This is a genomic window from Kingella sp. (in: b-proteobacteria) (genome assembly GCF_030527935.1).
Lineage (GTDB): Bacteria > Pseudomonadota > Gammaproteobacteria > Burkholderiales > Neisseriaceae > Kingella_B.
The window spans coordinates 19,402-32,843 of record NZ_JAUMZV010000001.1 but is presented as its reverse complement, the minus strand read 5'-3'; the positions used below and the strand labels follow the sequence as shown (position 1 = coordinate 32,843).

12 protein-coding genes and 2 tRNA genes are annotated in these 13,442 nt (G+C 54.6%); 9 read left to right on the top strand and 5 right to left on the bottom strand.

The features are described from left to right. Positions 1–11: 11 nt before the first annotated feature. Positions 12–323 (bottom strand): YqjD family protein, encoded by a 312-nt coding sequence (locus Q4A85_RS00180; RefSeq protein ID WP_303106915.1) that lies wholly within the window; start codon positions 321–323, stop codon positions 12–14. A gap of 140 nt (positions 324–463) precedes the next feature. Beyond that, positions 464–1,840, bottom strand: coding sequence for a 3'-5' exonuclease family protein (locus tag Q4A85_RS00175; RefSeq protein ID WP_303106913.1), 1,377 nt, complete (start codon positions 1,838–1,840; stop codon positions 464–466). A 109-nt stretch (positions 1,841–1,949) separates the two neighbouring features. On the opposite strand from Q4A85_RS00175, the gene Q4A85_RS00170 reads away from it, so the two are divergent. The 7 genes from Q4A85_RS00170 (at position 1,950) to Q4A85_RS00140 (ending at position 6,610) form a co-directional block, all read left to right on the top strand. Beyond that, positions 1,950–2,026 (top strand) — tRNA-Arg (locus Q4A85_RS00170). Positions 2,027–2,032: 6 nt separating this feature from the next. Further along, a tRNA-Glu gene (locus Q4A85_RS00165) sits at positions 2,033–2,104 on the top strand. A 141-nt stretch (positions 2,105–2,245) separates the two neighbouring features. After that, entirely contained in the window at positions 2,246–2,941 is a 696-nt protein-coding gene (locus tag Q4A85_RS00160) for a Sir2 family NAD-dependent protein deacetylase (RefSeq protein ID WP_303107095.1), read from the top strand. Between the two features lie 70 nt (positions 2,942–3,011). Then, positions 3,012–3,350, top strand: coding sequence for an accessory factor UbiK family protein (locus tag Q4A85_RS00155; protein ID WP_303106911.1), 339 nt, complete (start codon positions 3,012–3,014; stop codon positions 3,348–3,350). Between the two features lie 297 nt (positions 3,351–3,647). Then, positions 3,648–4,757, top strand: coding sequence for an ABC transporter ATP-binding protein (locus Q4A85_RS00150; RefSeq protein WP_303106910.1), 1,110 nt, complete (start codon positions 3,648–3,650; stop codon positions 4,755–4,757). 15 nt (positions 4,758–4,772) lie between these two features. Further along, entirely contained in the window at positions 4,773–5,729 is a 957-nt protein-coding gene (locus Q4A85_RS00145; protein ID WP_303106909.1) for an ABC transporter permease subunit, read from the top strand. Then, entirely contained in the window at positions 5,726–6,610 is an 885-nt protein-coding gene (locus Q4A85_RS00140; protein ID WP_303106908.1) for an ABC transporter permease subunit, read from the top strand. The genes Q4A85_RS00145 and Q4A85_RS00140 overlap by 4 nt, the downstream gene beginning before the upstream one ends. Positions 6,611–6,689: 79 nt before the next feature. Here the strand turns inward: Q4A85_RS00140 and Q4A85_RS00135 are convergent, their stop codons facing one another. Further along, a complete protein-coding gene (locus Q4A85_RS00135) occupies positions 6,690–7,901 on the bottom strand; it encodes a hypothetical protein (protein WP_303106907.1) in 1,212 nt (403 codons plus the stop codon). Positions 7,902–8,212: 311 nt separating this feature from the next. Between Q4A85_RS00135 and hscA the strand changes: the two genes are divergently transcribed. Next, positions 8,213–10,069 (top strand): Fe-S protein assembly chaperone HscA, encoded by a 1,857-nt coding sequence (hscA, locus tag Q4A85_RS00130; RefSeq protein ID WP_303106905.1) that lies wholly within the window; start codon positions 8,213–8,215, stop codon positions 10,067–10,069. 658 nt (positions 10,070–10,727) lie between these two features. On the opposite strand, the gene Q4A85_RS00125 is transcribed toward hscA, so the two are convergent. Beyond that, positions 10,728–11,687: a beta-ketoacyl-ACP synthase III gene (locus tag Q4A85_RS00125; protein ID WP_303106904.1), complete on the bottom strand. Its 960-nt coding sequence runs from the start codon at positions 11,685–11,687 to the stop codon at positions 10,728–10,730. Positions 11,688–11,755: 68 nt separating this feature from the next. Further along, complete coding sequence (locus Q4A85_RS00120; RefSeq protein ID WP_303106903.1) at positions 11,756–11,899, bottom strand: hypothetical protein; 144 nt, start codon at positions 11,897–11,899, stop codon at positions 11,756–11,758. Positions 11,900–11,970: 71 nt separating this feature from the next. Between Q4A85_RS00120 and Q4A85_RS00115 the strand changes: the two genes are divergently transcribed. After that, a complete protein-coding gene (locus Q4A85_RS00115; protein WP_303106902.1) occupies positions 11,971–13,380 on the top strand; it encodes a leucyl aminopeptidase in 1,410 nt (469 codons plus the stop codon). The last annotated feature ends 62 nt before the right edge of the window (positions 13,381–13,442 follow it).

The window sequence follows — 13,442 nt, the reverse complement described above, 5'->3', positions numbered from 1 at the left end:
AAACGCATCGCTTATTTGCGGTTCAACAACACGCCCACCACCAAGCCCGCCAACGCCGCAAAGCCCATCGCGTAATACGGTTTTTCGTTGATGTATTCATCCGCGCGTTGCGCATGGTGTTTCACTTGTTCCACCGCGCGGGTTTCCAAGTGTTGCAATTTTTCCTGCGCCGTGCCCAAACGCGCTTGCAAGCGGGTTTTCAACGCCTGCGTTTCTTCCGTGCTGCGCTCCACGCCCGATTGATACAAGTTTTCCACTTCGTTTAACACGGTGCGGATTTCGCCCAGCAAGGCTTGTTTTTGCGCTTCAAAATCAGATTTCATCGTATGACTCCTTGTGTTTACACGATGCCAACGCGGCAACGCTGGGCGCATATTAAGGCAATCGCGTTAAGCCATACAAGCAACTTTACCCAAATAAGCAAAGCATTGAGTCTTGCCAAACAGCATTTCAGGCTGCCTTTTCAGGCTGCCCTAACCTCCCCGCGCCCTTTCTGCGCCTTAAACTTCCGCTTCATCACCGCCAGCACTTCCTTATCGCAAAACCACACCTGCTCGGGCAGCCACACCGCGCCGCTGTCGCAGCGCAACGCCACTTCCTGTCCCGATAGCCCATCGCGCTCGGTAACATCCACTCGTGGCGTGCGCGACCAATCCATCAGCGGCAAAAACGGCAACGCCGCCGCCACCGCCCGATTATGCGCGTCCAAATCGCCCGTTTCGCAAGCGGCGGAACACTTGCCCACCAGCGAAACAGGGCAGGGCGTGCCTTTGGGCAACTCATCGGGCAAAATGCCCAGCAGCGTGGGGCAAAGCGCAAACTTTTTCGCCCACGCTGCCAGCGCACGTTTCGCCGCTTTGGGGTTGGCAAACAAGCCATGCGGCGGTTCAGCCAAAAAGCCCGCTTTTAACGGGCGCACGCGCGTTTTCAGGCAGCCTGAAACGCTTTCTACCTTAATCGTATGGCGCACAATGCCATCCATTGGCGCAAGCTGGTTGCGATAAAACACGCTGCCTTTCACCGCCACGCTGTGCAATTCGCCCAGCGTGGGCACAAATTCCAAGCGCACCGCTTGCGCCAGCGCACCGCCGCCGCGCCGCAGCAACGCCGCCACTTCCCGATACGCCTGAATATGCGTGCGCACCGCTACCACTTCGTCCGCCGCATTACACCACACCGACACGCCATGCTCATCGGGCAAAGCAGAAGCAGCCTGAAACAGCCCCGCAGGCAAGTTTTCAGGCAGCATTGGCGGGTTGGCTAACTGCTGCATCAGTTGCCCCAGCATCGGCGCGCCTTTCTCGCACAACGCCAGTTGCAAATATTCCGCCACCGCCCACACATCGCTCATCGCCCGATGGCGGCTCGCCACCGCCAAGCCATGCCGTTCAATGATGCTGTCCAAATTATGCTTAAAAAATTCGGGATACAGCTTGCGCGACAACTGCACGCTGCACAGCCCCGCCGTGGCAAAAGTCAAACCATTGCGCCTGCATTCATGCCGCAAAAAAGTGTAGTCAAAGCGGCTATTGTGCGCAATCAGCAAACTGCCACGCAGCAGCGGCAACACCTGCGGCGCAAATTGCGCAAACGTGGGCTGCCCGTGCAACATCTCATCTGAAATGCCTGTTAAATCGCGCACAAAATCGCTAATCGGCATATTCGGCTGAATCAGTTGCTGCACCGCCGTGATGTTGCCCTGCCAAAAATGCAAGAACGCCAGTTCCGTGATGCGGTCGGCATAAAAATGCCCGCCTGTGGTTTCCAAATCCAAAATCACCACAGGCATGGGCAGCGCACGGAAGAAATCCGCCAGCAAAGATAAATCAGCATCAGACATCGGGTTACTTTATAAATACAAAAAAGCCGCGATTATACGATTTTCGCAAAAATTTCGCCCCCGCAGCTTGACGGCATTGTCCAAACTGCCTACAATCCGCGTCTTTGCTGCACCCGTAGCTCAGTTGGATAGAGTATTTGGCTACGAACCAAAGGGTCGGGCGTTCGAATCGCTCCGGGTGCGCCAAACGCCGCGCCCATCGTCTAGCGGTTAGGACATCGCCCTTTCACGGCGGTAACGGGGGTTCGATTCCCCCTGGGCGTGCTAAGATTCAACCCCTTGCTTGATGGAGCAAGGGGTTTAATGCTTTCAGGCTGACTGAAACCCTATTTAGCGAATAGAAGCAGGGCGGTTTTGCGCCATCAGGCAGCCTGAAACGCCGTAACCAAACGAATGAGCACAATGATGAAGAAACCCACCATCGCCATCCTAACAGGCGCAGGCATCAGCGCAGAAAGCGGGCTTGCCACCTTCCGCGACAGCAACGGCTTATGGGCAAACCACCGCATTGAAGACGTATGCACGCCCGAAGCGTGGGAGCGCAATCCGCAGTTGGTGCTGGATTTTTACAACCAACGCCGCGCCCAAGCCGCCGCCGCGCAGCCCAACGCCGCCCACATCGCCCTTGCCCAGCTGCAACAGCATTTCCCCGTTCACATCATCACGCAAAACGTGGACGACCTGCACGAACGCGCAGGCAGCCGCAACGTGCTGCATCTGCATGGGCAGCTTAACCAAGCCCGCAGCACCGCCCACCCCGACTACATCATCCCCTGCACGCAAGACCAAACGCTGCACGACAAAGACCCACGCGGCAACCCCATGCGCCCGCATATTGTGTGGTTTGGCGAAAGCGTGCCGCAGCTGGACGATGCCGCCGCCATCGTGCGCCAAGCCGATGTGTTCCTGATTATCGGCACATCGCTGCAAGTCTATCCCGCCAACACCCTTGCCTACTACGCCCGCCCCGATGCCCGCATCATCGTGCTAGACCCCAACCCGCAAAACACCCAATCGGCGCAAGTGGAAATCATCCGCCAAACCGCTGCCACAGGCGTGCCCGCGTTGTGCCAACATTTGATTGACTGCTATTCATCGTAATTCACCGTTTTCAGGCTGCCTTAGAACCATTAAAATCCCCTTTCCATCAACCCCACCCCGAAAGCATCCCATGATTGCCAAACAACTTTTTGAAGAAGCTGCCAGCAAAATCAGCGAAACCCTTGCCAACAGCCCCGCCAAAGATTTTGAAAAAAACGCCAAAGCCATGCTCGGCAGCGCGTTCAACAAAATGGATTTGGTAACGCGCGAAGAATACGACATCCAGCAGCAAATCCTGATTAAAACCCGCGTGAAGCTCACCGAGCTAGAAGCCCGATTAGCCCAGCTAGAAGCGCAGCTTGCCCCGCAAACTGACGCAGCCGAAAGCAACGAAGCGGAAACTGCCGAAACCGCAGAAACTGCCGAACAAAATCCCCAAAAAACCACAAACAAACGCAGAACAAAATAATCACAAAAATAGCCACAAGAAAAACCGCAAGCACACATCAAAAGGCAGCCTGAAACCCATTTTCAGGCTGCCTAAAACTTTGTCTAACTACCCACCAAGGCAGCCCGAAAACCCACCACCCCACTTTACACAAACAACCCCACATTTTCCCTTGCCCCCCGCGCTTCACTCTACTACAATCGCGCGTTTTTTCAAAAATCTAACCCATTTTCTGCTGCCCGAACGCCGCTAAACAGCTCCAAAGCCTGTCCAAAGCAATCAAACAGCCTGTTTCTCTTATCAAACGGAGTATTGCTCATGACCAGCACCCAACCCTATCTACAAATCAAAGGCTTGGCAAAAAAATTTGGCGACAACATCGCTGTCAATTATCTTAATTTGGATATTCACAAGCACGAAATCTTCGCCCTGCTTGGCAGCTCAGGCAGCGGCAAATCCACCCTATTGCGGATGCTCGCAGGCATGGAAACCCCATCCGAAGGGCAAATCATTCTAGATGGGCAAGACATCACCAAACTCGCCCCCTACGACCGCCCCATCAACATGATGTTCCAAAGCTATGCCCTGTTTCCCCACATGACGGTAGAGCAAAACATCGCCTTTGGCTTAAAACAAGACAAACTACCCAAAGAAGAAATCCAAGCCCGTGTGGACGAAATGCTGCGCTTGGTGCAAATGCCGCAATACGCCAAGCGCAAGCCCCATCAGCTATCAGGCGGGCAACAACAGCGCGTTGCCCTAGCCCGCAGTCTATCCAAACGCCCCAAACTGTTGCTGCTGGACGAACCCCTTGGCGCGTTAGACAAAAAACTGCGCCAGCAAACCCAATTTGAATTGGTGAACACGCTGGAAAAAGTAGGCGTAACCTGCATCATGGTAACGCACGACCAAGAAGAAGCCATGACCATGGCAAGCCGCGTAGCGATTATGTCGCACGGCGAATTGCAACAAGTGGGCACGCCCGCCGATGTGTACGACTACCCCAACAGCCGCTTCACCGCCGAATTTATCGGCGAAACCAACATTTTTGAAGGCAAGCTGGTACACAAAGACGAAGCCCACGCGCTTATAGACTGCCCCGAATTGCCCGCCAAAGTTTATACCGACCAAAAATTCGAAGCCGAAGACGGGCAAACCATTTGGATTTCCATCCGCCCCGAAGACATTGATTTGCACAAAGAAAAACCCGCCCACCGCGACACGCACAACTGGGCACGGGGCAAGGTAAAAGAAATCGCCTATTTGGGCAGCTTCGCCATTTATCATGTGCAAATGGAAAACGGGCGCATCATCAAAAGCCAAGTGCCTGCGCCGTATTGGTATGTGCGCGGTATTGAACCGCCCACATGGGGCGACGAAGTGTATTTGGATTGGCCCGAAAACCAGCCTACTCCATTAACCCGTTAAAAAGGCAGCCTGAAAATGTCTTCCGTAAACATCAAACGCCGTAAACGCCCAGGGGCGCGATTTGTCATCGGCGTACCGTTCACATGGCTGTTTGTGTTGGTTTTGCTCACCTTTGCCATCGTGTTCAAAATCAGCTTCGCCGACCAAACCTACACCATCCCCCCGTTCACCCCGCTGTTTGACGAAAAAGGCGCGTTGCAAATTTTCACCAAAAATTATCAAGAGATTTTTGTGGATTTTTGGCCATCGCTTTGGGATGTGCTTAACCCCTTTGCCAGCGAATCAGGCAGCAATATTTATGTGCTGACTTATTGGCTGTCCATCAAAACTGCGCTGATGACCACGCTGATTTGCCTGCTGATTGGCTACCCGATGGCGTATGCCATTTCCCGCGCCAATCCGTCTATTCGCAACACCTTGCTGCTGCTGATTATGCTGCCCTTTTGGACATCGTTCCTGCTGCGCGTGTACGCATGGATGGGGCTGTTGAGCACCAATGGCATCATCAACACTTATCTGCTTAAATGGAGCATCATCAGCGAGCCTATGGAGCTGTTTTACAACAGTTTCTCGCTGGTGTTGGTGATGGTGTATGCTTATTTGCCGTTTATGATTTTGCCGCTTTACACCCAACTGGTGAAACTGGATAACCGCTTGCTGGAAGCCGCTGCCGACTTGGGCGCACACCCCATCAAAGCCTTTTTCACGGTAACGCTGCCGCTGTCTAAATCGGGCATCATCGCGGGTTCTATGCTGGTGTTCATCCCATCCATGGGTGAGTATGTGATTCCCGAATTGGTGGGCGGGCCTGATAACTTGATGATTGGTAAAGTGTTGTGGCAAGCGTTCTCTGACCAAGCCAACTGGCCTTTGGCGGCGGCGATTGCGGTGGTAATGGTGCTGGTGTTGGTGGTGCCGATTGCGCTGGAACAATATTTCACCAACCGCGAAGACGCAAAAGGAAGCAAATGATGAAAAGCAAAATTTCGCCTTTTTTGAAGCTGGCGTTGATTGCGGGCTTGCTGTTTTTGTATATTCCGTTGTTTATTTTGGTGATTTATTCGTTTAACGATTCCAAGCTGGTAACGGTGTGGGGCGGATTTTCAACCAAATGGTATGCCCGCTTGCTGCAAGACCAGCAAATTTTGAGCGCGGCTTGGCTGTCGTTAAAAATTGCGGTGTGCGCTTCGTTTGCGGCGGTAACGCTGGGCACAATGGCGGGTTACGCGATGGCGCGGATTAAACGTTTTCGCGGCAGCACGCTGTTTGCAGGCTTGATTTCCGCACCGATGGTGATGCCCGATGTGATTACGGGGTTATCCATGCTGCTGCTGATTATTCAGGTGCAAACCGTGCTGCAAGGCTGGCTGCACAGCGATATAACGTGGCTAGACCGTGGTTTTTTCACCATTTTCTTGGGGCATACCACGCTGTGCATGGCGTATATTACCGTGGTCATCCGCTCGCGCTTGGCGGAGCTGGACCAATCGCTAGAAGAAGCGGCAATGGATTTGGGCGCGCGCCCGATGAAAATCTTTTTTGTGATTACCTTGCCACTGATTGCGCCTGCTATTGCTTCGGGCTTTTTGCTCGGGGTTACGCTGTCGCTGGATGATGTGGTGATTACGTCGTTCTTGTCGGGACCGGGGTCTTCTACGCTGCCACAGGTGATTTTCTCCAAAATCCGCTTGGGGCTAGACCCGAAAATGAATGTGCTGGCAACGATTTTTATCGCGGTGATTGGCACGCTGGTGATTGTGGTGAATTATTTTATGCTGCGCCAAGCCACCAAGCGCGAGCGTGAAATGCAAGCGGCGTATAAGGCGGAACAGAAAGCGTTGGAAAGCGCGTAGGCTTTGTAAACGATTAAAGGCAGCCTGAAAACGGGAAAGCTCGTTTTCAGGCTGCCTTTTTGTGTGGATGGGCGACGGGTTATTTTTTGCCGTTGCCATCGCCTTTATCACCCGCATTCAGCGCGGGAAGCGCGTTCCATTCTTTGGCTAGCTGTGGGAAGGCTTGCTCAAAATCCACCGTGTTGGCATCGTTGGCTTGCAGGGTGAATTGGGGCGTGCGGGTGTAGTGGTTATAGACTTCCATTTTGATGCGCAAGCCATGCCCCATCAAGCCGCCGAGATTTTCCATTTGCATGGTGGCGAAATATGCCAACAGCCTGCCTTTGCCGTCGTAGTAAAACTCGTATTCAACGGGCGGCTGTTTATCGGCGATGGCTGTGGTCATGCCTTGCATTGCGCTGCTGATGGCATCTAGGCTGGCGATAAATTTGTCGTAATCGGCTTGGCTGATGCTGGCGTTGCTGGGCTTGCCTTGCTCGCGCAGTTGTTGTTGCAGGCTTTGGAATAACACTTTGGTGCTTTCCACGCTTTGCTTGCTGTTGGAATGCAACGCGATGCGATGGCGCGCGCCAATTTTGCGGGCGGTGTCGTTTAGGGGCAGGGCAGTAAAGGCATCATTGCCCAATGCTTTGGTACTTTCGTCCACGGCTTTGGGCAGCGCGTGCCATACATCGGCAAAGGGGATTTTGTTTTGCCATTGCTTAGGCAGCTTGAAACGCACAATCGGCTTGTCGGCAGACAACGCCGAATCGGCTAACGGTAGGCTGGGCTCAAATGCGCCTAAGTCAGCATACGCCGCCTGCGCTTTGATGTCTAGTTGCATCGGTATTTTCAGGCTGCCTAATACGTTGCGCGTTTCATAGCGCAACTCGGGCACAAATTCTATTTTGCCGCGTGGCAAATCCACCGCGCCTGTGTAGTGAACCGATACGGCGTTAAACAGCGTGTACGCTATTTTGTCGCTTCTTTCTCGATCTTTTTGCGATTTTTGACGAATTTTGTTTTGTTCTGCCGCGCTTAATGGTTTTTTGTCGTGCGTTGCTGCCCAGTCCGCTTCCCATTTCACGTTGCTCTCAATGTTTTCATGGCGCATCTGGCGCGATTGCTCGGTTTCATAAAGCGCAAAAGTCGCCTTGCCCGATAGGTTGTATTGCGTGTCTTGCTTAAACTGCCGCTGCATACCGTGGCGATACAAATCGGCAGGCTTGCTTGGCGCAGCCTGCATACTGCCACACGCGCTTAACGCCAGCGCAACCGCGCCTGCCAATGCGCTTTTCAGGATGATTTTCATGTCATTAAACCTTTCTTAACAATAAAAAGGGTTATCTTAATGCTTTTCAGGCTGCCTGAAAATAAGCCCGCGCCCGCGCCTATTCCCAACAATATCACTCAACAATGTTAAGAACCTGTATCCACTATTTGCATAGGCATCTTTAATGCCCTAAAAGCACGGCTGCCGCGTTAAAAATGCGCGCAAGGTGTTCAACCTTACTGTGCTTTTTGCCTTGTATCCGTGCTTTTATGTTATCAATCTACCTATGCAAATAGTGGATACAGGTTCTAAAATACCTCCCCATCACACACACCCAAAAGGAACACATCATGGCACTCCTGCAAATCGCCGAACCCAACCGCGCCGCCGCGCCGCATCAACACCGCCTTGCCATCGGCATAGACCTTGGCACCACCAACAGCCTAGTCGCCACTGTGCGCAGCGGCGCAGCCGTGTGCCTGCCCGATGAAACAGGTGCGGTGTCGCTGCCATCGGTGGTGCGCTATTTGGAAAATGGTGGCAAAGCCATCGGCAAAGCCGCGCTGGACGCGCAAAAAATAGACCCGCACAACACCATCTCGTCCGCCAAGCGGCTTATCGGGCGCAAGCTGCCCGAAATTGACGCAGCGCATCTGCCCTATCGCTTTGCTGACAACGACAAAATCATCGAATTGCACACCAAACACGGCAAAAAAACCCCGATAGACATCTCCGCCGACATCTTAGGCAGCCTGAAAAGCCGCGCCGAAGCCAGCTTAGGCGGCGAACTGGTGGGCGCAGTCATTACCGTGCCCGCCTATTTTGATGACGCGCAACGCCAAGCCACCAAAGATGCCGCGCGGCTGGCAGGGCTCAACGTGCTGCGCCTGCTTAATGAACCCACCGCCGCTGCCATTGCCTACGGTTTGGACAACGGCGCAGCAGGCACGTTTGTCGTGTACGACTTGGGCGGCGGCACGTTTGACGTATCCATTTTGCAATTAAGCCAAGGCTTGTTTGAAGTCAAAGCCACAGGCGGCAACTCCGCGCTCGGCGGCGACGATTTTGACCACCGCCTGTTTTGCCATATTGTTGAAAACAACCAACTTTCCATCACCGATGAACGCGATGCGCAGCTTCTGCTCGGCTTGGTGCGCGAAGCCAAAGAAACATTAAGCAGGCAGCCTGAAACCCGCATTCAGGCTGCCTTGCAAAGTGGCAAAACCCTTGATGCCGTTATCACCCGCAGCGAATTTCACGCGCTCACGCAGCATCTGGTCGCCAAAACCCTAGAACCCGTCAAACAAGCGCTAAAAGACGCAGGCATCAGCAAAGGCGAAGTCAAAGGCGTGATTATGGTCGGTGGCGCAACCCGAATGCTGCATGTGCAGCAAGCCGTCGCCAACTTTTTCGGGCAAACCCCGCTCACCAACCTGAACCCCGACCAAGTCGTCGCACTCGGCGCAGCCATGCAAGCCAATATTCTCGCAGGCAACAAAAGCGACAACGACTGGCTGCTGCTGGACGTAACCCCGCTATCGCTCGGCTTAGAAACCTACGGCGGCTTGGCAGAAAAAATTATCCCGCGCAACAGCACCCTGCCCACCGCCCGCGCCCAAGACTTCACCACCTTTAAAGACGGGCAAACCGCCATGGCCATTCACGTTGTGCAAGGCGAGCGCGAAATGGTCGCCGACTGCCGCAGCTTGGCAAAATTCACCCTGCGTGGCATACCGCCCATGACCGCAGGCGCAGCGCGGATTCGCGTAACCTTTCAAGTGGACGCAGACGGCTTGCTATCCGTATCCGCCCGCGAACAAACCACAGGCGTGCAAGCGCAGATAGAAGTCAAACCGTCCTACGGCTTGGACGATGACACCATCATGCAAATGCTGCGCGACAGCATGGCAAACGCCAGCGCCGATGCCGCCGAACGCGCCCGCGCCGAAGCCCGCGTAGAAGCGCAAAGCCTGCTAGATGCCGTTGCCGCCGCGCTGGAACTGGACGGCGACTTGCTCACCGCCGAGCAAACCGCGCAAATCCACGCCCAAATGAACGCACTCACCGCGCTGCTGCCCACCGCCCCTGCCGCCGACATCCGCGCCGCCGTGCAAACCCTATCGCACAGCACAGACGAGTTCGCCGCCCAGCGCATGAACCGCAATATCCAACGCGCCCTGCAAGGCGTGAGCGTGGAGAGCTTGTAGCAATGGATAGGCAGCCTGAAAGAGCGGTTTCTCGTTTTCAGGCTGCCTTAATATAATAAAAACAGCACAAGTAGGGTGTGCAGCTTTGCTGCGCACGCGGTTGGCAAATTCCTAAAAACGGATTAGCACGGGTTTCAGGCTGCCTAATATTTTGCCAGAGCACGGCTTGCAAGCAAGCCGTAGGGAGCGCGGTTTGCTGTTTCAGGCTGCATCAACTATACACCCTCGCGTTTAGGCAGCCTGAAAAGGCACACGACATACGTTTTCAGGCTGCCTTAGCACAATAAAGGCAGCCTGAAACCCAACATGGGGCAGCGACGGCTCGTCGCCAAATGGCGGAATAAATCAGCTTGCGCGGGCTAGTGTTAGCAAAATGTCGGCGAGCCGCCGACGCTCCATCGCGTTGCCCAAATAATTTCAGGCTGCCTTAGCACAATAAAGGCAGCCTGAAAGCCGTTCAACCCAATCCATCGCGTTGCCACGATAGTCAGCGGGCTAAGAACCTGTATTCACTATTTTCATAGGCAGATTTGATGGCATAAAAGCGCGGATACAAGGCAAAAAGCACAGCAAGGTTGGACACCTTGCGAGCATTTTTAGCGCGGTAGCCGCGTTTTTAGGGCATTAAAGATGCCTTTGAAAATAGTGAATACAGGTTCTAATACCGAATCAACATCGCCCCCCAAGCAAAGCCGCCGCCGATGCCTTCTATCATCAGATGCTGCCCGCGTTGGATGCGTCCGTCTTTAATGCCCACGTCCAGCGCGAGCGGGATGGACGCGGCGGAAGTGTTGGCGTGTTCTTGCACGGTCAGGATGATTTTTTCTTCGGGCAAGCCCAGATGTTTGGCGGTGGCATCAATGATGCGCTTGTTGGCTTGGTGCGGCACCAGCCAATCCACTTGCTCGGCGGTGTAGCCCGCTTCGTGCAACACTTCATCGGCAACGGCGGCAAGCTGTTTCACGGCAAATTTAAACACGCCTTGCCCGTCCATTTGCAAAAACGGCGTGCCACAGACTGCGCCGTTGGCGATTTGCGCAGGCGTGTTCAACAGCGATAAATAGTTGCCATCGGCGTGCAGCTTGCTGTGGATGATGCCGATTTCATCGCTCGCGCCCAGCACCACCGCGCCCGCACCGTCGCCAAACAGCACGCAGGTGCGGCGGTCGCTCCAATCCATGATGCGGCTGAACGTGTCCGCGCCAATCACCAACGCTTTCTTTGCCATGCCGCTTTTGATGTAGGCATCGGCGGTTGCCATCGCGTAAACAAAGCCCGCGCACACAGCTTGCACATCAAACGCAGGGCAGCCTGAAACGCCCAATTTTTGCTGCACAATGGTGGCAGCGGCGGGGAACTGCATATCGGGCGTGGCGGTGGCAACGATGATTAAATCAATCTCGCTGGCGGCGATGCCCGCATCATCCAACGCGCGCAGGGCGGCGGTGTGGGCTAAATCGCTGGTTTTTTCGTTATCGGCGGCGATGTGGCGGGCTTTGATGCCTGTGCGCGTGGTAATCCATTCGTCTGACGTATCAACGCGCTGGGCAAGTTCTTCGTTGCTGACGCGGTGGGCGGGCAGGTAGCTGCCTGTGCCGAGTATTTTGGCGTGTTTCATAGTGCTCTCGCGGTGGAAAAAATGGCGGCATTGTATGCAATCTTGACGGTTTGCTCAATTTAGTTTGCCTATGTTTGCATAGCGGGCTGGGCGGCTTGAATATTTGCCATGTGCACGGCTTGCAAGCAAGCCGTAGGGGCGCGGGTTGGCGTTTCAGGCTGCCTAAGGTTTGCGCCCGCAGTTAGGCAGCCTGAAAATGCGCAGCTTGGCAACCCTGCTTTGCTACGCAGCCCGCCCCGCGCGTATAATCTGCGCTTTTCCAACCATCCGCAAAGGAAATACCATGCAATTCTCTCTATTCCCCGCCGCGCTGCCCGAAGCGGCGCAATTGTTTGTTTGCACCGAAGCCAGCCAGCTTCACGATGAAACCGCGCAATTGTTGTGCAACAGCTTGGACGAGAAAGACAGCTTTGCCGAAGCCAAATTGCCCGTGGCAGGCAGCCTGAAAAGCGTTGCCGTGCTGCGCTTTGCCGATTTGAACACCGAAACCTTGCAAAAAGCCGCCAAAGAAGCGGCGGCATGGGCGCAAAAGCAAGATGCTGTGGCGGTGGATTTAAGCCCGTTCTGCGCCCAAAACGCGCCGCGCGTGGTGGCTGCGCTGGTGGCGGCGGTGGGCGAAGCCGTGTATCGCTTTGACCGCTTCAAAAAAGAAGCCAACCCCGCCAAGCTCGCGCAAGTGCAGTTTGTGCACACCGCGCACGGCGATGAAATTCAGGCTGCCTTAACCCGCGCCGAAGCCTTGTTATACGGCGTGAACCTATGCAAAGACTTGGGCAACACAGGCTCAAACATCTGCACGCCCACTTATCTTGCCGAAACCGCTGCCCGCGAAGCGCAGGCTGTGGGCGCGGAAGCCAAAATTTTGGGCGGCGATTACATCCGCGAAAATATGCCGTCCTTTTGGGGCGTGGCTAAAGGCAGCAAAGAAGAGCCGAAGCTGTTGGAACTGCGCTATTTTGGCGCGGCGGATAAAGCGGCACAGCCGATTGTGTTGGTGGGCAAGGGCTTAACTTTTGACAGCGGCGGCATTTCGTTGAAACCGGGCGAAGGCATGGACGAGATGAAATACGATATGTGCGGCGCGGCGGCGATGATTGGCACGTTTATCGCCGCCGCCAAAGCCAAGCTGCCGATTAACTTGGTAACCGTGGTCGCCACTTGCGAAAATATGCCTGATGGCGGCGCGTCCAAACCAGGCGACGTGGTCAAAGCCATGAACGGCACCACCATTGAAAACCTGAACACCGATGCCGAAGGGCGGCTGGTGCTGTGCGACGCGCTCACTTATGTGGAACAAAACTTCAAGCCGCAAGCCGTGATTGATGCCGCCACGCTCACAGGCGCGTGCATCATCGCGCTGGGACACGTTGCCAGCGGCGTGATGGGCAACGACCAAGATTTGGTGGACGCGCTGCTGGCCGCCGCCCGCGAAAGCAACGACAAAGCATGGCAGTTGCCGCTGTTTGCCGAATACAAAGAACAGCTCAAATCCAATTTTGCCGATTTGCAAAACATCGGCGGCCGCCCCGCTGGCACCATCACTGCCGCCACTTTCTTGGCGCACTTTGCCGAAAACTACAAATGGGCGCATTTGGACATCGCAGGCACGGCATGGAAATCGGGCGCACAAAAAGGCGCGACAGGGCGACCTGTGGCATTGCTGTTGCAGTATTTGAGTAATCAGGCGCAATAAACATCGCCATTATTTCAACATCAAAAGGCAGCCTGAAAACCGTGTTTACTTGATTTGCTGTT